Annotated in this window: 20 protein-coding genes and 1 pseudogene; 12 read left to right on the top strand and 9 right to left on the bottom strand. The window is 47.5% G+C overall.

Features of this window, described 5'->3' with window-relative positions; all coding sequences use genetic code 11:
- From smc to SPI9445_RS30665, 3 genes are all read left to right on the top strand, one after another.
- Complete coding sequence (smc, locus tag SPI9445_RS0115400) at nt 1-3,639, top strand: chromosome segregation protein SMC (protein WP_017305666.1); 3,639 nt, start codon at nt 1-3, stop codon at nt 3,637-3,639.
- 198 nt (nt 3,640-3,837) lie between these two features.
- Complete coding sequence (locus tag SPI9445_RS0115395) at nt 3,838-4,797, top strand: PRC-barrel domain-containing protein (RefSeq protein WP_017305665.1); 960 nt, start codon at nt 3,838-3,840, stop codon at nt 4,795-4,797.
- Nucleotides 4,794-4,922 carry an AraC family transcriptional regulator gene (locus SPI9445_RS30665; protein ID WP_164674531.1) on the top strand — a complete coding sequence of 43 codons (129 nt, stop codon included), beginning with the start codon at nt 4,794-4,796 and terminating at the stop codon, nt 4,920-4,922. Before SPI9445_RS0115395 ends, SPI9445_RS30665 begins: the two co-directional genes overlap by 4 nt.
- A gap of 118 nt (nt 4,923-5,040) precedes the next feature.
- Here SPI9445_RS30665 and upp read toward each other — a convergent pair whose 3' ends face one another.
- The 3 genes from upp to cruG all read right to left on the bottom strand — a co-directional run bounded on the left by upp (nt 5,041) and on the right by cruG (nt 8,351).
- A complete protein-coding gene (gene upp, locus SPI9445_RS0115390) occupies nt 5,041-5,679 on the bottom strand; it encodes a uracil phosphoribosyltransferase (protein WP_017305664.1) in 639 nt (212 codons plus the stop codon).
- A gap of 287 nt (nt 5,680-5,966) precedes the next feature.
- On the bottom strand, nt 5,967-7,112 hold the full coding sequence (locus SPI9445_RS0115380) for an AAA family ATPase (protein ID WP_026079832.1): 1,146 nt from the start codon (nt 7,110-7,112) through the stop codon (nt 5,967-5,969).
- 33 nt (nt 7,113-7,145) lie between these two features.
- Nucleotides 7,146-8,351, bottom strand: a complete 1,206-nt coding sequence (gene cruG / locus SPI9445_RS0115375) for a 2'-O-glycosyltransferase CruG (protein ID WP_017305661.1) — start codon at nt 8,349-8,351, stop codon at nt 7,146-7,148.
- Nucleotides 8,352-8,814: 463 nt separating this feature from the next.
- Here cruG and rimP point away from each other — a divergent pair, with 463 nt between their 5' ends.
- The 6 genes from rimP (at nt 8,815) to SPI9445_RS0115340 (ending at nt 16,379) form a co-directional block, all read left to right on the top strand.
- Nucleotides 8,815-9,276, top strand: coding sequence for a ribosome maturation factor RimP (gene rimP / locus SPI9445_RS0115365; RefSeq protein WP_017305659.1), 462 nt, complete (start codon nt 8,815-8,817; stop codon nt 9,274-9,276).
- 99 nt (nt 9,277-9,375) lie between these two features.
- Nucleotides 9,376-10,617 carry a transcription termination factor NusA gene (nusA, locus tag SPI9445_RS0115360; protein ID WP_017305658.1) on the top strand — a complete coding sequence of 414 codons (1,242 nt, stop codon included), beginning with the start codon at nt 9,376-9,378 and terminating at the stop codon, nt 10,615-10,617.
- A gap of 143 nt (nt 10,618-10,760) precedes the next feature.
- Nucleotides 10,761-11,036: a YlxR family protein gene (locus SPI9445_RS28665; RefSeq protein ID WP_026079831.1), complete on the top strand. Its 276-nt coding sequence runs from the start codon at nt 10,761-10,763 to the stop codon at nt 11,034-11,036.
- Between the two features lie 553 nt (nt 11,037-11,589).
- The gene (gene infB, locus SPI9445_RS0115350; RefSeq protein WP_017305656.1) at nt 11,590-14,604 is read left to right on the top strand and encodes a translation initiation factor IF-2; all 3,015 of its coding nucleotides are present in this window, start codon (nt 11,590-11,592) and stop codon (nt 14,602-14,604) included.
- 282 nt (nt 14,605-14,886) lie between these two features.
- A complete protein-coding gene (locus SPI9445_RS28660) occupies nt 14,887-16,044 on the top strand; it encodes a low-complexity tail membrane protein (protein WP_017305655.1) in 1,158 nt (385 codons plus the stop codon).
- Nucleotides 16,045-16,154: 110 nt separating this feature from the next.
- Nucleotides 16,155-16,379, top strand: coding sequence for a hypothetical protein (locus SPI9445_RS0115340; RefSeq protein ID WP_017305654.1), 225 nt, complete (start codon nt 16,155-16,157; stop codon nt 16,377-16,379).
- A 222-nt stretch (nt 16,380-16,601) separates the two neighbouring features.
- Here the strand turns inward: SPI9445_RS0115340 and SPI9445_RS0115335 are convergent, their stop codons facing one another.
- Nucleotides 16,602-17,138 (bottom strand): alpha/beta hydrolase, encoded by a 537-nt coding sequence (locus tag SPI9445_RS0115335; RefSeq protein WP_017305653.1) that lies wholly within the window; start codon nt 17,136-17,138, stop codon nt 16,602-16,604.
- A 240-nt stretch (nt 17,139-17,378) separates the two neighbouring features.
- Here SPI9445_RS0115335 and SPI9445_RS0115330 point away from each other — a divergent pair, with 240 nt between their 5' ends.
- Nucleotides 17,379-18,071, top strand: a complete 693-nt coding sequence (locus SPI9445_RS0115330; protein ID WP_017305652.1) for a lipoyl protein ligase domain-containing protein — start codon at nt 17,379-17,381, stop codon at nt 18,069-18,071.
- A gap of 69 nt (nt 18,072-18,140) precedes the next feature.
- On the opposite strand, the gene SPI9445_RS0115325 is transcribed toward SPI9445_RS0115330, so the two are convergent.
- Nucleotides 18,141-19,847 carry an ABC transporter ATP-binding protein gene (locus SPI9445_RS0115325; protein WP_237747973.1) on the bottom strand — a complete coding sequence of 569 codons (1,707 nt, stop codon included), beginning with the start codon at nt 19,845-19,847 and terminating at the stop codon, nt 18,141-18,143.
- Here SPI9445_RS0115325 and SPI9445_RS31440 point away from each other — a divergent pair.
- On the top strand, nt 19,840-20,100 hold the full coding sequence (locus SPI9445_RS31440) for a hypothetical protein (protein ID WP_237747972.1): 261 nt from the start codon (nt 19,840-19,842) through the stop codon (nt 20,098-20,100). The genes SPI9445_RS0115325 and SPI9445_RS31440 overlap by 8 nt on opposite strands.
- A gap of 48 nt (nt 20,101-20,148) precedes the next feature.
- On the opposite strand, the gene SPI9445_RS0115315 is transcribed toward SPI9445_RS31440, so the two are convergent.
- From SPI9445_RS0115315 to SPI9445_RS0115300, 4 genes and pseudogenes are all read right to left on the bottom strand, one after another.
- The gene (locus SPI9445_RS0115315; RefSeq protein WP_017305649.1) at nt 20,149-20,388 is read right to left on the bottom strand and encodes a sulfotransferase; all 240 of its coding nucleotides are present in this window, start codon (nt 20,386-20,388) and stop codon (nt 20,149-20,151) included.
- Nucleotides 20,389-20,400: 12 nt separating this feature from the next.
- Nucleotides 20,401-21,584: pseudogene (locus SPI9445_RS27050) on the bottom strand (RNA-guided endonuclease InsQ/TnpB family protein).
- A 26-nt stretch (nt 21,585-21,610) separates the two neighbouring features.
- Nucleotides 21,611-22,969: a sulfotransferase family protein gene (locus SPI9445_RS0115305; protein ID WP_017305647.1), complete on the bottom strand. Its 1,359-nt coding sequence runs from the start codon at nt 22,967-22,969 to the stop codon at nt 21,611-21,613.
- Nucleotides 22,970-23,881, bottom strand: a complete 912-nt coding sequence (locus SPI9445_RS0115300; RefSeq protein WP_017305646.1) for a sulfotransferase — start codon at nt 23,879-23,881, stop codon at nt 22,970-22,972. It abuts the gene before it with no gap.
- Between the two features lie 765 nt (nt 23,882-24,646).
- Between SPI9445_RS0115300 and SPI9445_RS0115295 the strand changes: the two genes are divergently transcribed.
- Nucleotides 24,647-25,771: an ATP-dependent 6-phosphofructokinase gene (locus SPI9445_RS0115295; protein WP_017305645.1), complete on the top strand. Its 1,125-nt coding sequence runs from the start codon at nt 24,647-24,649 to the stop codon at nt 25,769-25,771.
- The last annotated feature ends 1 nt before the right edge of the window (nt 25,772 follow it).

Here is a 25,772-nt window from a genome sequence, read left to right as displayed (position 1 = left end):
ATGGTTCATATTAAGCGCGTCGAATTGTCTCACTTTAAATCCTTTGGTGGGACAACAGATGTCCCACTTTTAACCGGATTTACGGTGATTTCTGGCCCCAATGGTTCAGGAAAGTCTAACATTCTCGATGCGCTGCTCTTTTGCTTGGGATTAGCCAGTTCAAAAGGGATGCGAGCGGAACGGTTGCCCGATTTAGTCAACCATAATCAAGTCAATCAACGGGGCACATCAGAAGTGAGTGTTACCGTAACCTTTGATTTGTCCGATTGGGCATGGCAAGATCCCACTGCCCTGACAGAAACCCCCCCACAGCCCCCCAGCGAGTCCCCAGAAGCCTCCGATTCCCCCTCCTTGGCCCCTGATGCAGAATCCCTAGAATGGTCTGTAACAAGGCGTTTACGGGTGACAAAGGGGGGGAATTATTCCTCTAATTTCTTCATTAATGGAGAACCAACAACGGCCGGGGAACTTCACGAATATTTACGCCGTTTGCGCATTTATCCTGAAGGCTACAATGTGGTTCTACAAGGGGATGTGACGCGCATTATTACGATGAATGCACGGGAGCGACGGGAGATTATTGATGAGTTGGCCGGGGTGGCAGAATTTGACCGCAAAATTGAACAGGTGAAGTCTACTTTAGACGAGGTACGAGAGCGAGAGGAACGCTATCGAATTATTGAGCAGGAGTTACAACGCTCTTTAGAAAAATTGGCGAGTGATCGGGCAAAAGCGGAGAAATATCAAAAACTGAAAGACCAAATTCACCAGAAACAAGGCTGGGAAATGGTGTTAATTTGGCGTTCTCTTCAGCACCAAGTCCAACAACTCCAAAACACCCTAAAAAAGGGGGAACAGGAACAGCAAAATCTAGAGGAACAATTACACAATCTGGCGGGTCAAATTGCCACGAAAACGGCAGAACTACAGGATTTAAACCGTCGGGTGAAGGCGTTGGGGGAGGATGAACAACTGTCGTTTAACTCTAAACTGGCTAGCCAAAAGTTGAAGCGTTCCCAACTACAACAGCGTTATAGTGAATTGGAAAATTTAATCCGAGACGGGGAGGAGTTGATTGAGCGAAAGGGGCAAGAATTAATTACCTATAGCCAACAGTTTAATCAGGTTAATCAGGAACAAGGGGAATTAGAAGAAGGGATTAGGGGATATTTAACCCAAGAGCGGGATGAGGCGAAACAAATATTAGCAGACTATCGCCAACAAGCGGATAGTATTGCGGCGGCTTCGGAAATTTGGGTACAAGAACAATCGGCGATTACTAAACAAATCCAAGATATTCAAAATCGTTTAAATCCCCAAAAAACAGAGCAAGCGAGGGCAACGGAGCGATATAACCAACTGACCCAAAATATAGAAAAGCAACGGCAACAGTTAATAGAAATTAACCAAGAGTTGGGCAGTCAAGAGCAGAGTTTAAAAGGGTTTAATCTTGCGGCGGCAGAGGGAAAAATTGCCGATCTTGCTCAAGCTTTAGCGGGGTTAGATCAAGAGCGAACTGTGGCAGAACAAACCCGAGATCGTTTGCTGAAAGAACAACGGGAGAAAAACCGACAACTGGATAAACTAGAGGCCACTAATCAAGCGCAACGAGAAGCCCAAGGTACTCACGCTTCCCAAATTATTTTACAGGAAAATATCCGGGGGGTTTGTGGTTTAGTGGCTCAGTTGGGACAAGTCGATGCTCGTTATCAATTGGCTTTAGAAACGGCGGCCGGGGCAAGATTAGGTCATATTGTCGTAGAAGATGATGGGGTGGCTGCCCAGGGGATTCAACTATTGAAAAATAAGCGGGCAGGACGGGCTACTTTTTTACCGTTGAATAAAATTAATCCCCCCCATTTTCAGGAAATTCTTTCGTTGCGTCAAGCCAGAGGCTTTGTTAATTATGCCATTGAACTGGTTTATTGTGAACCCCGTTATAAAAAAATCTTTGGCTATGTTTTCGGCAATACGGTAGTTTTTGCAACCCTCAATGATGCGCGGCAACACTTAGGAAAGGTGCGGATTGTCACCTTAGAGGGGGAATTACTGGAAAGTAGCGGGGCGATGACGGGGGGCAGTCAATCAAGCCGCCATACCCTCCATTTCGGCACAAGTTTACAGGGGGAATCTCGGGAGCTTGAGGAGTTACAAAATCGCCTAATAGAACTTGACAAGATTATAGCCTATTGTGAGTCTAATTTGCAAGAAATTACAGAAAAAAGTAAGGAAATTTCTCAGGAATTAGTCGAATTGCGTCAGCAGTTGCGGGAGCAGCAGTTAAGAAAGGAACAACTGGAAAAGGAACGGGCAAAGTTAAGCCAACAAAACGCCCAAATTAGTCAACAATTAGCCGAGAATGAGGCGGAATATGAAACCTTAACCCAACATTTGCAAACCCTTGGGGAGACGATTCCGTTACAAGAGGAGGAATTGCAGTTAGAACAACAAAAACTAGCGGAATTGGAAGCCTCCCAAACTTCTAGCGAGTGGCAGGCTATTCAACAACAAATTAAAGCTCAAGAACAGAGGTTAGAGGAGAAAGAACAGAGGCTGCGGGAGACTCAAGGGCGACAGTTAGAACTGACTAATCAAGCGTCGCGTTTGCAGGAAAAAATTGACCAAGCCCAACAAACAACCCAACAAAAACGTCAACAGGTTTCTACCAGTCGGGAGCAGTTGCAGACCTTAACTTTGGAACGTCACAGCCTAGAAACCCAAATTCAAGAAACAGAAACCCGACTGGGGGAATTGACGGCACAATTGGGGGCTGTTAAACAAGAGCGCGATCGCACGGAAGACACCTTACAACACCTGCAAACCCAACAGCAACAAGCCCAATGGCAACGGGAAAAACTCCAAGAAAGCCAACAACAACGTCAGCAGGATTTAGCCCACCTCCAGGACCAAGAACAAACCCAACGGCAAGACCTCCCGGAACCCTTGCCAGAACTCCCTCCCGACGCGCAAAACCTCACCCCCGAACAACTCCCCCCCTACCTAGAAAACCTACAGAAAGACCTACGCTATGCCCAAAAACGTCTAGAAGGCATGGAACCGGTCAATATGTTGGCCTTAACAGAATATGAACAAACCCAAACCCGCTTACAAGAACTCACCGACAAACTCACCACCTTAGAAGGAGAACGGACAGAATTATTACTGCGCATTGAAAACTTTACCACCCTCCGTCAACGAGCTTTTCATGAGGCCTTTGATGCGGTGAACGAGAACTTTAAAACCATCTTCGCCACCCTTTCTGAAGGGGATGGTTACTTAGAACTAGATAACCCGGAAAACCCCTTTGGGGGTGGTCTTAATTTGATTGCTCACCCCAAAGGGAAACCCGTTCAGCGCCTCAGTTCTATGTCTGGGGGGGAAAAGTCCCTCACGGCCTTAAGTTTCATCTTTTCCCTCCAACGTTATCGCCCTTCTCCCTTCTATGCCTTTGATGAGGTGGATATGTTCTTAGACGGGGCAAACGTCGAACGATTAGCTAAAATGATTAAACAACAGGCTCAACAAGCTCAGTTTATTGTAGTGAGTTTACGCCGACCCATGATTGAATCGGCGGAGCGCACGATTGGTGTAACCCAAGCGAGAGGGGCTTATACTCAGGTGCTGGGAATTAAACTCTAGCCCGTCGGGATTCCGCCAGAGGGATTGAGGAATAGGTTATGATTTGTTAAGTTATATCAATAAATTGAGTACAATTGCGTCAGTTTGGGATTATTCACTGGGATTCTCTAGTGCGATCGCCCAAAACCCCCGTTAGGGTATTCCGACTACACAATATTGAACCCCTATAGAATGCGAGAGCTTCAACTAAAAGACACAATGACCACAGATACTATCCGTCTACGCTCTGAATTTATTAATACCAAAGTCATCGCCAACAACACCGCCCGACAGTTGGGTATTGTTAAAAGTCTGCTGGTGGATATCGACCGTCGGGAAGTTGTAGCATTGGGGCTACGGGACAATATCCTGTCGGTGGCCGGAATGCCCCGTTATATGTACCTCAACATGATTGAAAAAACGGGGGATGTGATTTTAGTCCCCGATGAAGATGTTATTGAAGACGTAGACGTTGAGGCCTACAGTAAATTAATTAACTGCGAGGTGATCACCGAAGCGGGGGAACTCTTGGGTCGGGTGCGGGATTTTCAATTTAGCCTAGAAGATGGCAAAATCTCCTCGTTGATTATCGCCTCCATTGGTTTACCCCAAATTCCCGAACAGGTTTTAAGTACCTATGAACTGCCTGTGGAAGAAATTGTCAGTAGTGGCCCCAACCGAATTATTGTTTTTGAAGGGGCAGAAGAGCGTTTAGTGCAAGTAACTGTAGGATTCTTAGAGCGCTTAGGGATTGGTCGTCCCCCGTGGGAGCGAGACGAAGAAGACCCCTACTATACCCCCACAGCGCGGCCAGAGAACCAACTCCCCACGGGGATCCCCATTAACCCTCCGGTGTCGAATAAGCCTATTGAAGCCCGTCCAGCGGCCTATGAACCCGCTTGGGATGAGGACGAATGGCAAGACGCCCAACCCCGTTCTTTACCCCGTCGTCAAGCGGAAGCGGTGCGTTACCAAGACGTGCCAGAACCAGAATATGAGGAGTCAAACTGGGGGGATACTCCCAGCTATCAACAGCGCGCCTATGTGGAGCCAGAACCGGATTATGATCATGATGTTGAGGCGGACATTTGGGATGATAGCCGGGAGGAAGAACCCTATAAACCCGCACGGGTCAATATTCCCGAACGCACTCGCACCCCGGAATATGAGGATGGTTGAATTCTAGGGAACGGGGAACGGGCAATCTTGACAAGTTAAGGCTCAACGTTAGAAGTCAAGGTGTCGGGAGTCGGGAGTCGGGAGTCGGGAGTCGGGAAAATGCGGTTGTGTCCAATCGTGAATAGTCCATAAATAGTGTTGTCCAATTTGTGGAACGCTATATATGGGACTTGACAAAATGCACACAAGCCTAACTTGTTAAGGTTGCCTATTCCCTATTCCCGACTCCCTCCCCAACTCGTCCTATTTCGTTCCATAAAGGCGATCGCCTGCATCCCCCAAACCGGGCAAAATGTAGCCGTGTTCGTCCAGTTTGTCATCCACCGCCGCCGTGAAAATGGGGACATTAGGATGCTGTTCTTGAAAATGGGCAATCCCTTCCGGGGCAGCCAACAAACAGATAAACTTGATCGAGTGGGGGGTATATTCCTTAATCCGATCCACCGCCGCCACCGCAGAATTCCCCGTCGCCAACATGGGATCCACCACCAATACATCCCGATGCTCCACATCATGGGGCAGTTTAAAATAATATTCCACCGCAATATGAGTCGTGGGATCTCGATAGAGGCCAATATGTCCCACCCTTGCCGAGGGAATGAGTTCTAACATCCCATCTAATAGCCCTTGTCCAGCGCGTAAAATGGGGACAATCACCAGCTTTTTATCTGAGGCCAACATAGGGGCTTCCATGGAGGCCAGAGGAGTCTGGATAGTTTGGTTTTTCAGGGGGAGATCCCTTGTCACTTCATAGGCCAATAACATCCCAATTTCTTTAAGCAGTTGGCGGAATTTCGTCGTACTGGTTTCCCCTTGTCGCATCAGGGTTAATTTATGTTGGACTAAGGGATGATCAATAATGGTCACAGGTAAAACGTTCATAGTTATCAATTAGTGGGGAATAGGGAACAGGGAACGGGGAATAGGGAATAGGCAAGAGGTAATAGAGTTGAGTACAATTTTCTCAGAGAACTGTTTTCCTCAGTGAATATCAACCAGTAAAATTAATCTCAAGGAATTACTTTGCTTTCATCACAAAGAGAAATAATTCGATTAATAAAAGCTTTCAGTTCTGGACAAGCTTGAATGGCAAGCATCAAATCATTTTTTTTCAAAAATTTTTGGCCCTGAATAGGCTTGTTATAATCCCTCAACTAAGATAGCAATTTTCATGGGCGACCTCCCATTAAATTCATTGCCCAAACTTGATCAAGGCTGTAGTCTTCTAACCATTTATCTAAATCTAGCGTATCTGCCCAAGTCATTCTTACCTCACCTTCTTCAATATCACAGATTAAAACCTCATGGGGGTCAAGAAACCTGATGAGTCCTGAATGAGTGGCTACTATAAGCTGTGTGTATTTTGAAGCTTCTCTCATCAAATATACTAAATGTCTCAAAAGCTCAGGATGTAAGCTAACTTCTGGCTCATCTAGTAAAGTAATTGTCGTTAAACTTTGGCTTTGCAGTAGGCTTATTAACCAAAGAAAACGTAATGTTCCTTCTGATAGTTCATGCAGATATATGGGTTGGGAAAAGTTTCTGTCTGTCCAAGTCATGGAAATAGTTCCGGCAGCGACAGGAGGAAAATTTAACCGCTCAAAATCTGGAAATGCTGTAGAAAGAACATCCTCAACCATTTCAAAACGATCTCTATCTGTTTCCCGAAGATCATAGAGACAGGACACTAAACCTTCACCCCTTGCACCGGGTAGTTTTGTGGGACGCATGGGCTGAGGTAAGCGAATCGGGCTTTTCTCAGAAACATCAAGGGCTCCGTAGTAAGTACAAGAAGCCAGACTTTTTCTCAAGTTTTCAGGTTCACGATACATTTTAGGAACTTGGGAAAGAGAGGTTTCTAGATAATTATGATCCCAATTTGGTCTGAGTAGTTTACGATCTTCTTGACTAAAATATTTAATGTCCAAACCAACGGATTCAATATATTTGAAAGGTTGAGGTGCAGTTGGATTGCTTTGCTGTGTTAAACTCTCTTCCTGAATTTCGTAGGACAAGCTTTTGGGGGACAAGCTTAATCCATACTTCAACGGCTCTCTTTCAGGTACTGTCATCGACACAGTAATCCCAAGTTCTTGGGCTTTACCTCGGGTTAAAATCTCATTTAATCCACCTTTAGATTGTAACGTTTCTTGTAACTTACCATTGGCTGAAGCAGCGAGTGTTGAAACAACATCCAAAAACGAAGTTTTTCCGACTCCATTCGCCCCAATCATAACAATAAGATCCCTCATCTCAAGGTCAACTTGTCGCAGGCGGCGAAAGCCTCTAACTGATATATTTTCAAATCTGTCCATAGGGCTGCAATTAGTAAAAGTCGTTGAGCTTGCTTAGGGCTTGGTTTCCTGTTCCTTTCCCAAATATAAGCGACCGCGCCACTGTTGGGGGACTTGTTGGGCGGAGAGGAAAATCCGTAAAACCGCCAAGGAATCCGCCAAGGGAGAGAGCCAAAAGCACCAACGGCCGGAGGTTGGAGTCGAACGATCATAGGAGGGTGCGATCGCCCACAACAAAGCAAACCGCATCAACACCAGCGCCCCATTGAGTCCCAGCACCCCCCAAATCAGACCACCACTCACCCCCTGACTGACCAGAATCCCCCAAAACACCAGAGAGGGCAACGGTAAACCCTGCATAATCGTTAAAAGCCACAAATCCCCCCACAGTTCGGCTTTAGAGGTAGCATCCTTGAGATCAAGCGATCGCCCCCACTCCCGCCACGTTTCCCCAAACCCCTCATACATCCGCACCTTAATCACCCGTTGCCCATCCAAAAACCCCACCTTATACCCTCGTTTAGCAATCTCCCGCGCCAAGGTCACATCATCACAAAACGACCCCTTCGCCAACTCATACCCCCCCACCGCTTCCAACACCCGACGACGACAGAAGAAACACTGTCCATTGGCCATCACCCGTTCCGGCACCGTCGCATCACTCCCCGAAGGGTCAAACCGAAACAACAGCGTCATCAACAAAGCAGGCTGTAACCACCACTCCCCCGGCTCCCGTAAAATAAACTGAGGGGACAGAGAAATCAGATCAAACCCCTCCGCCTCCGCCACCCGCAACAACCCCGCCACCAAACCCACTTGAGGCTGGGTATCCGCATCAATCCCCAACACCCATTCACTGCGCGGAGAACTGGCTAAAAACCCATGATGCAGCGCCCAAGGACGACCTACCCAATCCTTGGGCAGGGGATCATCATTTAACAATCGAAAGCGGGGATCCTTAGCCTGTGCCGCCTTGACCCGTTCCGGCGTGCCATCCGTTGAACGACTATCCACGACCAAAATTTCCCGCACCTCATAACTTTGTCGAGTCAACCCCCCCAAACAGGGAGCAATCCGCGCCGCTTCATTCAAGGTCGGCACGACTACCGTCACCGTCCCCAACTGTTCGAGGGTAGGACTTTGAGGCGCAACCGGGGGGCGGCGACTGGGGCCTTTCAACAGACGGGCTAACCCAATGAAGAAGGGAGGAAGACTAAAGACGAGGGTGAGGAGAGCTAGGACAGAAAACCACACAGTCATATTTCAGTAAACAGTAACCAGTAACCAGTAAACCGTAATCCGTAATCAGTAATCAACTCCTCCCTCTCTCGTCTCGTATCATGGCCCAAGCCGTGACACGGGTATTGTGCGGCTCTGCCGCCTGCAATGGAGGCAGAGAGAGGGTGTTACTTGGCACCAGCCAAGTAACGAGGGTGAAACGAGGGTGAATCGGGAGTAATGTCATTGGGTTTGCTGCGCAACGCTACGCGTTCGCGGAGCGTCACGAAGTGAACGCGTAGCGTTCCGAAGGAAGGTACGAAGCAATCCCCTGCCCCCCTGCCCCCCGACTCCCTACCCCCGACTCCCGACTTCCTACCCCCACAACATGGTATAATGAGAAACGCTTGGTAACTCCCCTCCGGGAGTTCAAACCAACTGCCAAACGTTGATGTCTTTGGGAAGTGGGTACAGCCCGCTTTTTTTGTTGAATCCTTTTGCCTGCATGACTCATCCTCTTATCCCATCCATTCTGGAGTTAGCCACCCCCCTAGCTGAACAACTCGGCTTAGAAGTGGTAGAAGCCGTATTCCAAACCAGCAAAAGTCCTCCGGTGTTACGAGTAGATATCCGCAACCCAACGGATGACACCAGTTTAGATGACTGTGAACGGATGAGCCGGGCGCTAGAAGAACAACTAGATACCACCGGGTTAATTCCGAATGCTTATGTCTTAGAAATTTCTAGCCCGGGTGTTTCCCAAACCCTCACAACCGATCGAGATTTTAGCGTGTTTAAGGGCTTTTCGGTTCTCGTCAAAACCTCTGCACCTCACGGGGGGAAACAACAATGGCAAGGTCGCCTACAAGGTCGTGATGAAGAAACGGTGTATCTCAACCAGAAGGGAAAAACCCTCAAAATTCCGCGAGATTTAGTGGCTCAAGTGCTACTGGATAATCCCGAATAATGACCTTGCCCAAGGGCCTCCGTTCTCGTCTTTGGAAGTTTCCCCGATTGCACAATTTGTAAACCTCTATAGAGCATAGCGTCAAAGGAGATTTTGCCTATGTCCCTGGTAAATTTGCCCGGTCTAAAGCAAATGATTGTCGAAATTAGTGATCTGCACCGCCTACCGGAATCTGCGGTGCGGGATGCCCTGCGAGAAGCCTTACTGAAAGGCTATGAGCGCTATCGCAGAGCGCAACAAATGGAGAAGAAACAAATGTATGCTGAGGACTACTTCGATAATTTTGAAGTGGAACTCGATACAGACGAGGAAGGATTTCGCATTCTCTCCACCAAAATTATTGTGGATGAGATTGAAAATACCGATCATCACATTGCCTTAAAAGAAGTCCAAGAAGTTACTTCCGAAGCCCAAATTGGGGACTCTGTGGTATTGGATGTTACCCCCGACCAGAAAGAATTTGGCCGGATGGCCGCCATTCAAACCAAACAGGTGCTGTTGCAAAAGTTGCGCGACCAGCAACGGAAAATGATTCAGGAAGAGTTCCAAGAATTAGAAGGGACGGTTTTACAGGCGCGAGTGTTACGCTTTGAACGGCAATCCGTGGTGATGGCTGTCAGTAGTGGCTACGGTAAACCAGAAGTTGAGGCCGAGTTACCGAAACGGGAACAACTACCCAATGATAATTATCGCTCTGGGGCGACATTTAAAGTCTGGTTGAAAAAGGTGCGGGATGGTGTCCATCGGGGACCGCAATTAATTGTCTCCCGGGCGGCCGCGGGTCTAGTGGTGGATTTGTTTGCTACGGAAGTCCCGGAAATTGAGGATGAGGTGGTGCGTATTGTGGCCGTCGCCCGAGAAGCTAATCCGCCCTCCCGTCATGTGGGGCCACGCACGAAAATTGCGGTCGATACCCTCGAACGCGATGTAGACCCTGTGGGGGCTTGTATTGGGGCGAGAGGGTCCCGCATTCAGGCCGTGGTCAACGAATTGCGGGGGGAAAAAATTGACGCCATTCGCTGGTCGCCTGACCCGGCTACCTATATCGCTAATGCCTTGAGTCCGGCAATGGTTGATCAAGTTTTACTGGTGGATACGGAGGAACGTCAGGCCTTGGTTTTAGTGCCGGAAAATCAACTGAGTCTCGCCATTGGCAAGGAAGGGCAAAATGTGCGCCTAGCGGCTCGTTTAACGGGCTGGAAGATTGATATTAAGGATACAGCCCGTTATCAATCGGAACAGGGGAATTTGCCCCCCGTAGCGGCTACTCCTGCGACGGATGAGGAAGGCACGGAGGAGAAATTCTCCGAAAGTGCAACACCCCTGACCGAAGAGGAATAATTGCTCAACCAGACTTCTCAAGAAAATGCCACAATGGGAAGCGTGGAAGAGTCTCAACAGAATAGTATCTCTCTATCTAGTCTGGAGATAACGGTTGAATCTCTTCCGGGTGCTGGTTGTCTCAAGGAGGGAGATTTATTGACGTGAAACCTAATGTTCGGCGATGTGTTGCTTGCCGTAAAGTAGCTCCGAAAACGTCATTTTGGCGAATTGTTCGCCTCTATCCCTCCCAAACGGTACAATTAGATGGAGGGATGGGGCGTTCTGCCTATTTGTGTCCTCGGGCGGACTGTCTACAAGCGGCTCAGAAAAAGAATCGTTTGGGGCGATCGCTAAAAACTCAAGTTCCCTTAACTATCTATGAGGAACTCTGGCAACGACTGAACGCTAAAATACAAGTGCCAGTTGTTAAGTCCTAGGTGTTAAGTCCTAAATGACTTTGCCTAGCTCGGCTTACCCACCCCAGCTTAATAGTGTGAGTCAATCCCTCAAACCGTCTAAACTATCGGTTCTATCTATAAATCAATCCCTAACTTCAATCCCTAGGTTGAAAGTCTAGGTTGCAAGTCTAGACTGAAATTTCAGTCAAACCGAATCCTAGCTAAACTCACGGCTCAATTGATCTGATCTTCCATGTTTTCTCACAAAAGTTGATGTTCAAGGAATTTGATGTTCAAGGATGATTTTCCGGGGCAATTTGCCCGCATTATACACTCAAGCTAGGTTTTTAAAAACGGGTGTTCTACGGAACCTAGTCTGTCTCCCTTCTCGGGTGATCAGAACCTAAGTAGAATCCCCCATTTCAAAAGGTTAGAAGCAATTGGCTCAAGGAGGAAAAACGCATTCAAGGAAAATACCCCATCAATATTTGAACTCAACTTATTGAGGTTCTCCCTGCTGTTAACGTCGCAGGAAACGGCTGCATTTCTAAAGCAGTCCTGAAAAATCTGATCAGTATCATGAGGATAGTGGATGAACAACGGAAAAACTCGCATTTACGAATTATCAAAAGAATTGAATTTGGAAAATCGAGATATTTTAAATATTTGTGAACAGCTTAATATAGCTGTGAAAAGTCATAGCAGTACGATTACAGAATCTCAGGTCGAACGGATTCGTGCTGCATCGAAACGCTACAAGTCTGGTCAAATGGGCAACAAGCAATCAAGTCATCCGGCTACTAATTCTGGTGGGACTTCAAACCCTAAACCGAAAGGGCCTCGAAAACCCCAAATTCGAGGCATTGTCAAACATGCGGAAGAGACGGGAGAAGTGAGTAGTGCTAATGGATCCCCGACACTAACTCCCCCTCCGAGTCGCCAAGGCATGAACAAGGTTAGCAGTCAGGTTAGCAGTGAGGAGGAAAGCAGTCCACTGGTTAAACCGCCAGCCCGTCCTAATCCTAAGGTGCAAGCTCCGGTGAAACCTGCGGCGAGCAGCGAGGCAGTACAACCGCCAGCCGAGGTTGAGGCACCGGATTTGTTGTCTCCACCCCCTCGGCCCCAACCCCCTCAAAAGAATAAGTTAGAGGTACGTCCAGTTCTCAAACGGAATCGGAAGGGAGAAGGAGAGGAAAAAGAAAAAGCACCAGTCGCCGCCCCAGCCGTGAAAGGGGAATCTCCCAAGATAGGGGAAACTGAGGTCAAACCGCCCAAACTGCAAAAACCACAAAAACCCAAACCGCCTAAAGCGCTGAAACCAGATGGCAAGGGCAAAGATGTTGTCGTCAAAGACCTGAACGACGAAGAGCCGGATTCGGAAACGGCGGAAGAGGTTATTGAGGAAGAAACCCTTTTAGCCCCTCCAGAACGCCCTCAACCCAAGTTAAAACGGCCGCCCTCTCGGAGTAAGCGTCGGGATTGGGAAGAAGAGGAAGAAGAAACGGAAGAAACCGCTAAGGCAAGTAAGAGCGGGAAGGCGAGTAAAACCAGCAAAACCAGCGCCAAACCTAAGCGGCGCTCTCAAACCCTCTTGTTGGACGAGGATGAGGATGATTTGGATGCACTGGACGCTGATGGGGAAAATGGCCTGTCGGTTAGCTTGTCTACAGCCCGTCCGCCGAAACCCAATCAAAATAAACCAGCGACTCCGACGGTAGCGGCGAGTAAGGGACGGCGGGCGAAACCCAAAACCGACGGGGGAGAACAACGCGGGCGATCGCAACGGGAGAATCGAGCCAACCGCGATCGCAAGAATACCGATCGCCCAGAAAGTGTGGTGTTACAGGGCAACTTCAACATTCGGGAACTCTCAGAGTTGGTCAATGTGCCGGAAACGGACATCATTAAGCAACTGTTCTCCAAAGGCATCGCCGTTAATATTACCCAGACCCTCGATTTAGACACCGCCAAACTGGTGGTCGGAGAACTAGGCATTGCGGTAGAAACACCAGAAGAACGAGCCGCCGCCACGAAGACGGAAATGCTCGATCTCGAAGACCTGGAAAAACTCCAACGTCGTCCTCCGGTTGTCACCATTATGGGTCACGTTGACCACGGGAAAACCACCCTGCTGGACTCCATCCGCAAAACCAAAGTCGCCCAAGGGGAAGCCGGAGGCATTACCCAACATATTGGGGCTTACCATGTGGATGTGGAACACGAGGGGCAATCCCATCAAGTGGTCTTCCTAGATACACCGGGTCACGAAGCCTTTACCGCCATGCGCGCCCGAGGAACTAAAGTCACCGACGTAGCGGTGTTAGTCGTGGCCGCCGATGACGGGGTACAACCCCAAACCAAAGAGGCCATCAGTCACGCTCGGGCGGCGGAAGTGCCGATTGTGGTCGCCATTAACAAAATGGATAAAATCCAATCCGAACCCGACCGGGTGAAACAGGAACTAGCCGAACAAGGGTTATTAGCCGAAGAATGGGGCGGCGATACCGTCATGGTTCCCGTCAGCGCGATTAAAGGCGAAAACCTAGACACCCTGTTGGAAATGATCATTCTGGTGTCAGAAATGGCCGAACTTTCGGCGAATCCCGATCGTCCGGCGAAAGGCACGGTCATTGAAGCGAACTTAGATAAATCTCGCGGACCCGTGGCCACCCTGTTGGTCCAAAATGGCACCTTACGAGTGGGGGATTGTATTGTGGCCGGGTCGAGCTTTGGTAAGATTCGGGCGATGATTGATGATCGAGGCGATCGCGTGGATGTGGCTACTCCCTCCTTTGCCGTGGAAGTCCTCGGCCTCAATGATGTTCCGTCCGCCGGGGATGAATTCGATGTCTTCCCCAGTGAGAAAGAAGCCCGCGCCATTGCCCAAGACCGGGCGCAGGTTCAACGGGAAAGCCGTTTACAACAGGCTGTTTCGTCCCGTCGTGTCACCCTGAGCAGTTTATCCGCTCAAGCCAAAGAAGGGGAACTGAAGGAACTCAACCTGATTATCAAAGCCGATGTTCAGGGGTCAGTCGAGGCCATTTTAGGCTCTCTGGCACAATTACCCCAAAACGAGGTACAAATCCGCGTCCTCCTATCTGCCCCCGGTGAGATCACCGAAACTGACGTAGACCTAGCCGCCGCCAGTGGTGCCGTTGTGGTGGGCTTCAACACCGACCTCGCCCCCGGTGCGCAACACGCCGCCGACCAAGAAGGGGTAGATGTGCGGGAGTACAACATCATCTATAAACTCTTGGATGACATTCAAGGGGCGATGGAAGGGTTACTGGAGCCCGAGGAAATCGAGGAATATCTAGGAACCGTGGAAGTCCGCGCTGTCTTCACCATTGGCAAGGGAGCCGTCGCCGGGTGTTATGTCCAATCGGGTAAAGTCATGCGTAATCGCCGCATCCGTGTCCGTCGCAAGGGCGAGGTGATTTATGATGGACCTCTGGATTCCTTAAAACGGATGAAAGATGATGTCCGAGAAGTTAACACCGGATTCGAGTGTGGGATTGGGGTGAACAAGTTCCATGATTGGCAGGAGGGAGACTCCATTGAGGCCTATCAAATGGTGACAAAACGCCGGACTTTATCCCCCGCTTAAACCGTCGTGATTGAGTCACAAAACAAGGGTGAAGATAAACCGCTTTGCCCTTGTTTTTTCTAGATATAAGGGAATCGGTGTAGGGGCGCAATGCTTGCGCCCTAGGGAGTCGGGAGTCGGGAGTTGATTAGTATTACCTATTCCCTCTTACCTCCCCCTTCCCGTTCCCCGTTCCCTAAAATAAAAGAGTTTTGGCTATTCACTACCCACTAGCCACTATTCCCCCTCTCCCCTGCTCCCCTGCTCTCCCTGTTCCCTGTTCCCTATTCCCTATTATTAAAAATGGCTTCTTTTCGCTCAGAACCTTACTTATGGATTCATTTTGCAGGTTTAGCCGTCCTGCCCCTGTTTCTACTTCTAGTGTGGCTGGGGTTGGCGGTAGGAGATCCCATTCTCCCCTATTGGTTAGAGTTAACTGTTGTGGCAGCCGTGGGGATTATCCCCATCCTCTGGATGCAGTGGACTCGACCTTTTGATATTTTTAGCCTGTTGCTGGTGGCTGTGCGTCCTCAACAACTCACGGAAGAACAACGGCGGATTTTACGCCTGTTGAAAGGGGTTAAAACTCGCATGTTGACGGTAGGAGGAGCGTTGTTGATGGTGTGGCTGCTCTGGCAACTGTACGCTTTAACCCCTCTGGCGGCTTCGAGTGCGCTATTTCCCCCCGGTTGGCACGCTTTGGGGGTGTTGGTGGCAATAGGGGGCTTTTTGGCTGCCAATCTGTTTTTACTGATTCCCCTGAGTGTGGTGGGGGTTTGGTTAACGGGGGGAACGGCTTTTGCTCAAACGCCTCCCTATGAGGTGGAAAATATTCGTCGGGATTTCTTGGTTTTGGGTTTCCCAGTGGCTAGTATTTTACCCCGTTCTTTACTGGAAGCACGGGAGAGGGAAGCTGGGGAGCAAGGGGATGTGATTGTGGCTCCAGAGGTGGATATTCCGCCTGCTGAGGGGTCAAGTGAGGAGGTGATGACTGATAGTACATCTGAGGGGGAAATTAGTCCTGATGAGGCAGAGAGTGATGATTCTCTGATGGCTTCTGAAGTGGAAGATGAGGCTGTTGGGGAAATCAAGAGTGATGATTCTCTGGTGGCTTCTGAAGTGGAAGATGAGGCTGTTGGGGAAATCAAGAGTGATGATTCTCTGGTGGCTTCTGAAGTGGAAGATGAGGCTGTTGGGGAAATCAAGAGTGATGATTCTCTGGTGGCTTCTGAAGTGGAAGATGAGGCTGTTGGGGAAATCAAGAGTGATGATTCTCTAGTGGCTTCTGAAGTGGAAGATGAGGCTGTTGGGGAAATCAAGAGTGATGATTCTCTGGTGGCTTCTGAAGTGGAAGATGAGGCTGTTGGGGAAATCAAGAGTGATGATTCTCTAGTGGCTTCTGAAGTGGAAGATGAGGCTGTTGGGGAAATCAAGAGTGATGATTCAACGGAGAAACCTTAACTTTTTCTTCTGTTTTTTTCCCGTTTTGTGTTCTATGCAGCATAATTAAAAGGGATGGTAGGTTATGTTAGAAGAAATGTAAATGTTTGTGAACTAAATTGGAGGTGCAAATGGCACATTTCGCAATTGAGGCTAATGATGCTCAAGCTACTGAGACTCAAGGTTTAGGGCAAGATCATGGGGTCTGGGAGAATTTGAAACAAGCGATCGCAAAAAGTTCTGGTTTTCGTCGTTGGCAAGTCCAGCAGCAGTTTGGGGATGCCATTTTAGAGCGGGATTTGGATCAACTGGTGCGTCGTTATCTGCGGGAAACCTTAGATACTTTGGCGTATTAAATCAATTTTTAGCCAGATCAAGAATTCTCTGAATAATCAGCAATTCGACAAACATTAACAAACAGTCCGCTAATTTTTGTAAGTTTCTTAACTTGTTTTTTAATCTCAGTGAACCGAAACTCCCCTATTGTCCTGTTTCAGGGAATCCCAGAATAGTGACTCTAGGGGAGTTTTAGCGGTAAGCCTGAATGGGGAGGGTCAAAAATACTATCCCCAAAGGGTTCACAAGCCCAGGATGGCCAAACCTTGGCGAAGTTTCTCGATTTGCTGAATGACTTCTACAAGGCGATCGCCATTAATATGAAGTTCAGAGGTGGGATAGTTCTGTAAGACTTCAATTAGGGTGATTTTACCGTCCGTCATGGCAGAACTAACTAAAGCAGATCGTAGCGCTTCGCGATTGGCTTGTTTGGTTGGCGTATGAATCACATCACTCACTTGATCTAAGAGCCTTTCGCCAATTGAATTATTCAACAAGCGGGATAACCAAACCCCATCTACAGTAATTTCTTTGGTTAAAATCTCTCTAAAGTTTTCTGGGCTTTGATTGGCGAGTTCTAAATAAGCTTGCAATTCTGGGGACACTTCCCCCCGTTCCGCTAAATCGGCTAATTCTGCCACAGAAATAGAGGCTTCAAGGATACTGTAGCGCAGAACCACACGCTCGGCGGCGATCGCATTTAAATTAAAACTGGTGCAAAGCACCCCTACAGTCAGCACTGTACCAGCGAGAGCAGAGCGCAGGATAGAATTTAGCATAATATCTCAGGTGTATTGGGCATGAGTTGAGGTTAATTGTAGCTGACGTTTATTGTTGATTATTGGGGCAGTAGGAAGCAATTCCTAGACAGCTAGAGAGGGATTAAATCGCCATGACACATCAAAACGACTGTCCCAGACTTGATAGCACAAGACGCACCACCCGCTTTAGAGTTCCAGTCATGAAGACGTTCTCAGATTTGAAAAATTCCCCCTACCCCAACTATTGAGGATTGCTATATGTCCACTCTTTGGCGATGGATTCCCCCCATAACAGCCGACGGCACAACTCAGATGAACATTGACCACCAGTTGTTTCAACAACACTGTACCGGAGAACAGCCTCCTACCCTCCGCTTTTATACTTGGCACCCTGTCGCCCTATCCTTGGGATACCATCAAAAACACTACCCAAAACATTGGTCAGAATTAAGCTGGCAGGGGCAGAAACTGGACATCGTGCGTCGTCCAACGGGGGGAAGGGCGGTTTTACACCAAGGGGACTTAACCTATATGGTGGTGATGTCTGGGGAAAGAAAACAGCGTCAGGAACTTTATCAGGAGATTTGTGAGTTTTTACGCCTTGGGTGGGCAAAATTGGGCATTTCCTTGAACTATGGTCAGGCAGGACGGGGATATATTCACAATCCGAGTTGTTTCGGCACGGCAACGGCGGCGGATTTAGTCACACCAGAGGGGTATAAGTTAATCGGGAGCGCCCAATTGCGTCGCGGTTCTTCTGTGTTACAACATGGTTCTATGCGTTTATGTCCCGATGCGCTGTTATTTGAGCAGGTTTTTGGGGCATCGGAGGGGGTTGGGGATTATCCTATGCCTTATGGGGTGGAAGAAGTGATTACGGTGTTAAGGGAGGCCGCCCAGGAGTGGTTTGGAGGGGATTGGTTAACTCAGGAGTGGCAGGAGTTTCGCTAACGTCTATCATTGAACTTCACTGGATATCGTCGGGGGAATTCCTGAATTCCCCCCACCCCATAAACAGAACTAAATTTCATAACTGGACGATTGGAGGGTGAACATTTTGGCGTAGAGGCCATTTTGTGCCATTAACTCTTGATGACTACCAATTTCCCGAATTTCGCCCCCTTCTAGGACTACAATCCGATCAGCCATGCGCACGGTGGAAAAGCGATGACTGACTAAAAAAGTGATTTTTCCGGCCGCAAGTTGGCGGAAGCGTTGGAAGAGATCATATTCGGCGATCGCATCCAAAGCCGCCGTAGGTTCATCTAAAATGAGAATCTGGGCAGCACTCATAAAAGCCCGGGCTAATCCGACTCGTTGCCACTGTCCTCCAGATAACTCTCGCCCCCCCGGAAAAATCTTCCCCAGCATGGTGTGATAACCGTGTTCAAAATTACTAATCATTTCATCAGCCCCCGCCGCAATTCCCGCTTGCCGAATGAGTTTGAGATTATGGTGTTCCTTAATATTGCCAAAGCCAATGTTATCCGCAACACTTAAATGATAGCGGGCAAAGTCTTGAAAAATAATCCCCACATTTTGCCGTAATTCCGTTAAATCAAACTGTTGTAAGGGAATCCCATCTATGGTAATTTCCCCGGCACTCACATCATAAAAGCGGGTTAAAAGCTTAAGTAAGGTCGTTTTTCCCGCTCCATTCACTCCCACTAAGGCAATACTTTCCCCCGGATAAACCACTAAATTTAAGCCCTTTAAACTGGTTTTCTTCGCTCCCGGATAGGTAAAGGTTACATCCTTAAATTCTAACCTTTTTTGAATGGGTGAGGGGAAAGGATGGGGATAATCAGGGTTTTTAACGTAGGGTTCTAAGGCCAAAAACTCGAAAAATTGACTCACATAAAGATTCACTTCATACAAACTAGCAATCTCTTCTAACATCCCCTGCATTGCCCCCTGAGCTTGACGAAACGCCCCAGCATACATGGTCAGAGAACCGATAGTGATTTGATTGCGTAAGGTTTGGACTACAATCCAACTATAGGTTAAATAAAACCCCAGTTTAGATAATAAATTAGACCCCGTGCGCGCCCAAGCTTGTTGAGAGGAAAGTCCTTCCGCTTCACGGTTGAATCTAAATTTGACATTATACCATTGTTTTAAAAGATGTTCTGTTAAATTAAATAACCGCAGTTCTTTGGCAAAATCTTGATGGGTTAAAATGCGCTGTAAATAATCAGCAAAACGACCACTTTGAGTTTGTCTTCGTAGGACTTTAAAGCGTTTACCAGAAAATTTTACGCCGATTAAAAAGGCAGGAATTGAGGTGAGTAATAGGAGAAAAGTAGCGAGGGGGCTAAAGTTAATCATTAAGCCTAAAAGGGTGATTAACTTCACACTTTGTCCCAGAAAGCTGGTGAAACTCGCCAGCGCCCGCACGGGGTAGGTACTGCCACTTTGTTGAGCGCGACTGAGGAGATCGTAAAATTCGGGGATTTCGTAGTGGGCGAGGTCTAAACGGGTGGCTTGACGGAGAAGGATATTACTAGCGTAGAGGGTAAAGCGATCGCTTAAAACTTGCCCCCCATAGGTCGAGAGTTCTTTTAAGCTATCGGTGAGAAGGGTTAAGATTAGAGTAGCCAACACAAGGATAAACACCCCTGACCACTGACTGGAGGGTTGCCCCACCGTGGCTAAAATACGGTCAATGGTCAGTTTGCCGATATATAACTGAAAGGCGGGTAAGAGAGACGCAATAAACGTGGTCAATAACGAAATCAGCAGCCACTTCGGACTGGCAGACCAAACCAAACGAAGCAGTCGGGGAGTGGTGGAAAGGACGGCAAAAAAGCGGAATTTCACTTTTGGGTCAAGTGGGGGGGGTGGGGAGTCGGGAGTCGGGAGTCGGGAGTCGGGAATCGGGAGTCGGGAGTCGGGGAGTCGGGAGTCGGGAGTCGGGGAGTTGATTAGTATTCCCCATTACCTATTCCCTATTCCCTATTCCCCATCCCCTGTTCCCTGAAGTGAGGAGTGAGGCCTCTCTCCTCTCTCCTCTCTCCCCTGTTCCCGATTAAGCAGATACAGGTGCATCAATCAGTTGCGCTTCCTCGTTGAGTAAGGACTTCAAGAGGGATTGTTTCTTGATATAGGGGAAGGGTTGATCTAAGGGGTCTAAACCTAAGAAAGGACAGAGTTTATCCCAGCCTTCTCCTGCGCCAATATTGAGGACTAAGAGGGAGTCGGGGCGATCGCAAAAATAATCCAAGGTGTTCTTTTGAACCTCCCATCGCTGAAAGCGAGGGATTCCCATATAGACTCTTATCTAGACCGAAGTCCCCGACAGAACGCCATTACTGGGCTGTTTGACCACGGGCGCACCGACCGCAGTTAATCCACGCTGTTTTACTATTATTGAAGCAGCAACATCCCGATCCACGGTGTAGCCACATTCAGAGCAAGAGTGAACCCTTTGAGAGAGTTCTTTCTGACCTGTATGGGTTCCACATTCAGGACAAACTTGAGAGGTATAGTCTGGATTGACCTTGGCAAAATATGTATCCGTTTGAGAACAAACATATTCCAAAATAGTAAAGAATTGACCTAAACCCATGTCCAAGGATTGCTTACAGAATAGTCCTCTACTCCAAGCTGTGAAGTTAATATCTTCAACAAATACCATCCCGACTCCATCACAGAGTTGATGGGCTAACTTGAAATGGTAATCCTTTCTTCTGTTGGCTACGGCTTCATGTAATAGAGCGATCCGATGCTGTAGCTTCTGCCATTTATTAGAACCTTTGTTTTATTCCTAAGCCTTCTTTGTAGTAATTTAATCTTACGCAGTGCTTTATCTAAAAACTTCGGTCTAGGAAGAATCAAACCATCGGAAGTTGCCAGCATACTTTGAATCCCAACATCAATCCCCAAAGCGTGACCGTGAGGTATTGGAGTTGGGATATTAACATCAAGCTCAATTGCTACGTTGACATAGTAACCCGATGCTTTCTTGATTACTTGAACTTGTTTGATCTTAAAACCCTCTGGAATATCCCGTGACTTGACAAACTTAACTTCCCCCAATAGAGGCATCTTTAGCTTGTTACCATTGATTTCAATTCTGCTACTAACTAAATTAAAAGACTTCATGTTCCTTTTGAAGCGAGGAAAACCTAGTCCCTTGCTTTTCATGTCGTTAAACGCCCGCTCCAATTTCCGCAATGTTTGCTGCATCGCTTGGGCATTACCAGACTTAAGGAAATCGTTAGTCTTTTTAGCTTGGGTTAGATTGGCAGATTGAGTAGGGTAGTTAGGATATTCAAAGGGAGCAACAATATATTCAGAACGAATAGAGCAAGCGTTGACCTGACAACTACGACTGTTATACCAAAGCTTTCTTTGGGCCAAAGCATAGTTCCAAACAGATTGGCAGACAGTTAAATTTAATTCGATCTTCTCTGTCTGCTCTTTGGTTGGAATTATCTTATAGTTGTAAGTAAGGTTAAGCATTCAATTCTTGCTCATTGTTAGAAAGATTATAGCAGGATTTTACAATTTGGGGTATGCTGTTGTAATATGTCGTAATTCATCCCGTCGATAAAATCGAGGGTCTTCTTCCGACGATCAAGATAATGCAGGTCATAGACATAGGACATCCGCTCACGGTTAAACTCATAACACCCGTAGACGGTACTCCGTAAGAAGCGCCGAATGTGCAGATGAATTTCTTTCTCTATCTGGTTGTTAGCATCAAAGGCCGGACGATTGAACCAGTGTTTCTCAAGAGAAGTGAGCCAGCTTTCCTTATCCCGCACAGTCAAAATAAATTTACTGCCGGGGAACAGTTGATCCAGTTGGGGATAAAAAGCCGATACCGTAATGTCAGTAATGCCATCAAAATGCTCCAAGAGGGAAAACTTATAATTCCCTTCCATTAACTCCCGTAAGGTAGTTTCATCTTCGGGGTAGTGAATGACCTTAAAGCCTAAAATGTGCAGAGCACTAGTGAGACTTTTCGTTCCCGTGCGACTTAACCCCACCCCAAAGACTTTATAGGGGGAACGGGGTTCAGCCGGGGGTTCAAGAGTACCGGCTCCCACGTTGACCAGTTGCCAAGACCAGATTTTTTTCGTCTGTTGGTCAATTTCGGCCGAGGTGATTTCCGGTTGGGGGGGTAGGGGGAACTCAGAAATAGCCCGCTCGGCAATTTCGGGGAGACGTACAATATAGTCGTCAATCTCCGCCGGGGTGGAGTTTTGGGGAACGGCGGCTCGGGTTTGTGCGATCGCCAACTTCGCAATCTGAAAATCTACATCCTCAAGATATCTCTCCCAATACTGTTGAGCAACCTCCAATTCCCGGCGATTTTCCTCCGTGCGACTCCGCAGTTCTCGCAGCGCCATCTTCGCATAAATATGATCGTAGCGTTGGAAATAATCATGCAAAATACGGAACGTCTTAAAATGCTTATTAGCCTTCATTCGAGAAAGAGCTATAGAGCGCAGTCGAGATTCAGGCCGCAACACATATTTTTCATCATTTTGCGGCGGTTTAATCTGTGCCATCAACCGCACCACATCCACCCGGGTAATATGCACCCCTTGATGAATATGACCCCGGAATTTATCTAACACATAACAATCCACATAAGGGAACTCATTACGCTGGAGAAAAGCCTGCATATTTTCCATCAGCAAGCAGTCCGCATCCATGAACACCACAAAATCACAATCATAGTCAATCTGGAGCATCTTCTGCACCGCCGCCGAAAAAGGGCGCACATTTTCAATCAGATGCACTTGATTAGGCTGAATTTGTTGGATGGCTAAATCCAGAGCAATATCACTGGTTCGCTCGCCAATTGTCCGAAAAACGAGGTCAATTTTTTTGTTCATTTAGTTTACCGAAGTGTTCCACTCAAAAGATTGATTAATTTCACCAGCCAAGTCAGCAAAGATAGCTTTCTGCTCCTCGGATAGTTCAGTTTGCCAACGCACATCTAAAACAATTTCCGGCTTGTGACCTTGATAATATTGACGGTTCATCGAAGACATCCGACCTAAAAATTTATCCTGGGCATTGGCTCGATTTTGGGCGACCAAGTATTGTGTTCCATTGTTTCCCCCTAACACATGATACTCACGGTTGCCATAATTGATCATTTCCGGTTCATAAGCAATATTTAAAAACTCACACAGGCGTTTTAATACTGCATGGGTATTCACCGCTAATTCTTCATAATGTAGAATCATTTTAGACCCAGTGAACTCATTAAATAATGCTTGAGCCTCTCGGATATTATCCAACCAGTTGTTTATAATCTCCCTAAAATCTCGTTCTGGGTACTTACGGCGATAAGAATTCACCACACCGCGACCATCCCGTTGGAGGAAAATTAAGTAAGGTTGGGCAGTAGTTGCCTTTAAATAGTTCCATTGCTTACGAATCCAATGGGTGCCAGACGTGGAATCAATCATCAAGGTTTTCTCTTGATGCTGCTTGTGCCGAATGCGTTGAGTCAATTGTTCATAGAGATCCTGTTCTGGGTTGAGAGCAAGCTCTCCCCAGATGGCACAGTCCGCACCACAAAACTTACAAAACCGTTTCCGAGCCGGAGCGTTTTCTTTCCCAATATATTGGCTTTTGTTCCCTTCTCCACAAAAAAAACTGCTGGAATGATTGCCTAATAGTAGTCCTAATAAGGTAGAGCCGGAGTGACCTGTTCCAGCGATAAAACACACTTTTTGGTTAATTCTCGGTTCTGGGTGGTTCAAGGGGTTTAAATGGGTTGAATCAACAAGTTGCACCGTGATTTTAACCTCAAATCATAACCGTGAGATCAAAATACGTCTCTCAGCACAAATGGAATAATTGACCATTAAGTATTAATCATTCATTCTTTACAATGATGAGTTTATTCTTGTCCAGAATTGATAGTTTTCTAAAAAACAGTCTAACCTGAAAAGCCGTCCTAGAAGGACGGGGCTTTAGACCCAAAATCTTTGGCAACCTCGATTCAGCGTCGGTTAGTTCACGGAAAGCACTGTTGTGGTTAGAGGCTCCGGGAAAATGGCCGAAACACTGGTTTTTCCTTGGAAGTGTCGGTTTCTTGTCCTGTATGGGTTTTGGAAACTCAGAAGCGGAATCATTACCCAAGAAAGTGAGTCTAAGGCCTCGCCCTTTAGGGCGACTTCTGAGCGGGTTTTAATGAGTCTCTAAGTAGGGCTTGCTGAATAACTCTACTCGTGGGGCTAGGGAACGCAGACCCTAAGTACATCAGGCATAAGGATTCGCTTCGGCTTGGCGTAATCAGCAAGAGTCTCCTATTCTTCGTCGGAAACTAAAAGTTGCAGTCGTCTAGTTCTTGCCATATCTTTAATTTAAGTTGAGTCGCTGAACCAGAAATCCATGTACAGTGATGTCTGGAGAATCTTCTACCTTCAGGCAGGAGAGTATGTCAACGCCGAAAATCCGTCCAAGGCAAATCTAAAATCAAACCCCGCAAAATTCAAAACTCCCCGAGAAAGACCCGAAAATGATGGCTGTGCTTCTAGTTCTTAGAGGAACAAATCATGGGAGAAAAAAAACGGATCGGAGTCTTGACAAGTGGCGGCGACTGTGCTGGATTAAACGCCACCATTCGCGCTATAGTCAATCGCGCCGTCGTCACTTATGGGTGGGAAGTCGTTGGGATTAAAGGTGCCACCAACGGCCTAATGACCACACCCCCCGAATACATAGACTTACAACTGAGCAAAGTAGAGTCCCTGCTCACCAAAGGCGGAACCCTACTTGGCACCACCAACAAAGGAGAAAAACGACTAGAAGAATGCTTAGATCTCATCGTAGAAAACTACCACCGTCTGAATCTTAATGCCCTGATCGGCATTGGGGGAGATGGGAGTTTAGCCATTCTGCACCGCATCGCCAAATACGGCAACATTAACTTTGTAGGCATTCCCAAAACCATTGATAATGATGTTTACTTAACGGAATATGCCATTGGGTATCAAACCGCCGTTAACGTAGCCACAGAAGCCTTAGATCGTCTCCATTCCACCGCCGAAAGTCATGAGCGGATTATGATCTTAGAAGTCATGGGACGGGATGCCGGACATATTGCCCTCAACGCCGGGATTGCCGGAGGAGCGCATATTATTCTGATCCCCGAAATTCCCTACAACATCGAGAATATTTGCCGGAAAATTGCCGAACGGAAACAACACGGGTTTAATCATACCGTCATGATTGTGTCTGAAGCCGTTTATACTCGTAATGGCACTTGTCGCGTGGGTAAAATCGGGCAATTCTTCGCAGATATGATTACTGAACTCACCGGAATTGATACGCGGGTGACGGTTTTAGGTCATGTCCAACGGGGTGGAATGCCCAGTCCGGCTGACCGAATTTTAGCCTCTTCTTTTGGGGTTGCCGCTGTGGATTTAATCGCTCAAGAAAATTACAACAAGATTGTCGCTTGGCAAAATCATCAAGTGGTACCGGTTCCCATTGAAGAAGCGACAGGCAAGATTCGCATTGTGGATCCTCACGATACCTTAGTGAAAACAGCCGTCGGTCTGGGGATTTATATTGGTGAACATGAAGGGACCTTAGAAATCTCTCACAACGGTTCAGGACACCCTGCCCAAATGTTTCCCCTCGCAGACAGCAAGATTCTGAACGCCTCAATAGGCTAAG

The organism is Spirulina subsalsa PCC 9445 (genome assembly GCF_000314005.1).
Lineage (GTDB): Bacteria > Cyanobacteriota > Cyanobacteriia > Cyanobacteriales > Spirulinaceae > Spirulina_A > Spirulina_A subsalsa.
Note: the sequence above shows the minus strand (reverse complement) of the source record. Positions and strands in the feature narration are given on the sequence as shown.

Bases quoted from the DNA above. Each gene is read 5' to 3' on its own strand.
- SPI9445_RS0115305 (WP_017305647.1), bottom strand. From the start codon at position 22,969: ATGAACAAAAAAATTGACCTCGTTTTTCGGACAATTGGCGAGCGAACC.
- SPI9445_RS0115340 (WP_017305654.1), top strand. From the start codon at position 16,155: ATGGCACATTTCGCAATTGAGGCTAATGATGCTCAAGCTACTGAGACT.
- upp (WP_017305664.1), bottom strand. From the start codon at position 5,679: ATGAACGTTTTACCTGTGACCATTATTGATCATCCCTTAGTCCAACAT.
- SPI9445_RS28660 (WP_017305655.1), top strand. From the start codon at position 14,887: ATGGCTTCTTTTCGCTCAGAACCTTACTTATGGATTCATTTTGCAGGT.
- SPI9445_RS0115315 (WP_017305649.1), bottom strand. From the start codon at position 20,388: ATGGGAATCCCTCGCTTTCAGCGATGGGAGGTTCAAAAGAACACCTTG.
- SPI9445_RS0115295 (WP_017305645.1), top strand. From the start codon at position 24,647: ATGGGAGAAAAAAAACGGATCGGAGTCTTGACAAGTGGCGGCGACTGT.
- smc (WP_017305666.1), top strand. From the start codon at position 1: ATGGTTCATATTAAGCGCGTCGAATTGTCTCACTTTAAATCCTTTGGT.
- SPI9445_RS0115330 (WP_017305652.1), top strand. From the start codon at position 17,379: ATGTCCACTCTTTGGCGATGGATTCCCCCCATAACAGCCGACGGCACA.
- SPI9445_RS0115395 (WP_017305665.1), top strand. From the start codon at position 3,838: ATGACCACAGATACTATCCGTCTACGCTCTGAATTTATTAATACCAAA.
- nusA (WP_017305658.1), top strand. From the start codon at position 9,376: ATGTCCCTGGTAAATTTGCCCGGTCTAAAGCAAATGATTGTCGAAATT.
- rimP (WP_017305659.1), top strand. From the start codon at position 8,815: ATGACTCATCCTCTTATCCCATCCATTCTGGAGTTAGCCACCCCCCTA.
- cruG (WP_017305661.1), bottom strand. From the start codon at position 8,351: ATGACTGTGTGGTTTTCTGTCCTAGCTCTCCTCACCCTCGTCTTTAGT.
- infB (WP_017305656.1), top strand. From the start codon at position 11,590: ATGAACAACGGAAAAACTCGCATTTACGAATTATCAAAAGAATTGAAT.
- SPI9445_RS0115380 (WP_026079832.1), bottom strand. From the start codon at position 7,112: ATGGACAGATTTGAAAATATATCAGTTAGAGGCTTTCGCCGCCTGCGA.
- SPI9445_RS0115335 (WP_017305653.1), bottom strand. From the start codon at position 17,138: ATGCTAAATTCTATCCTGCGCTCTGCTCTCGCTGGTACAGTGCTGACT.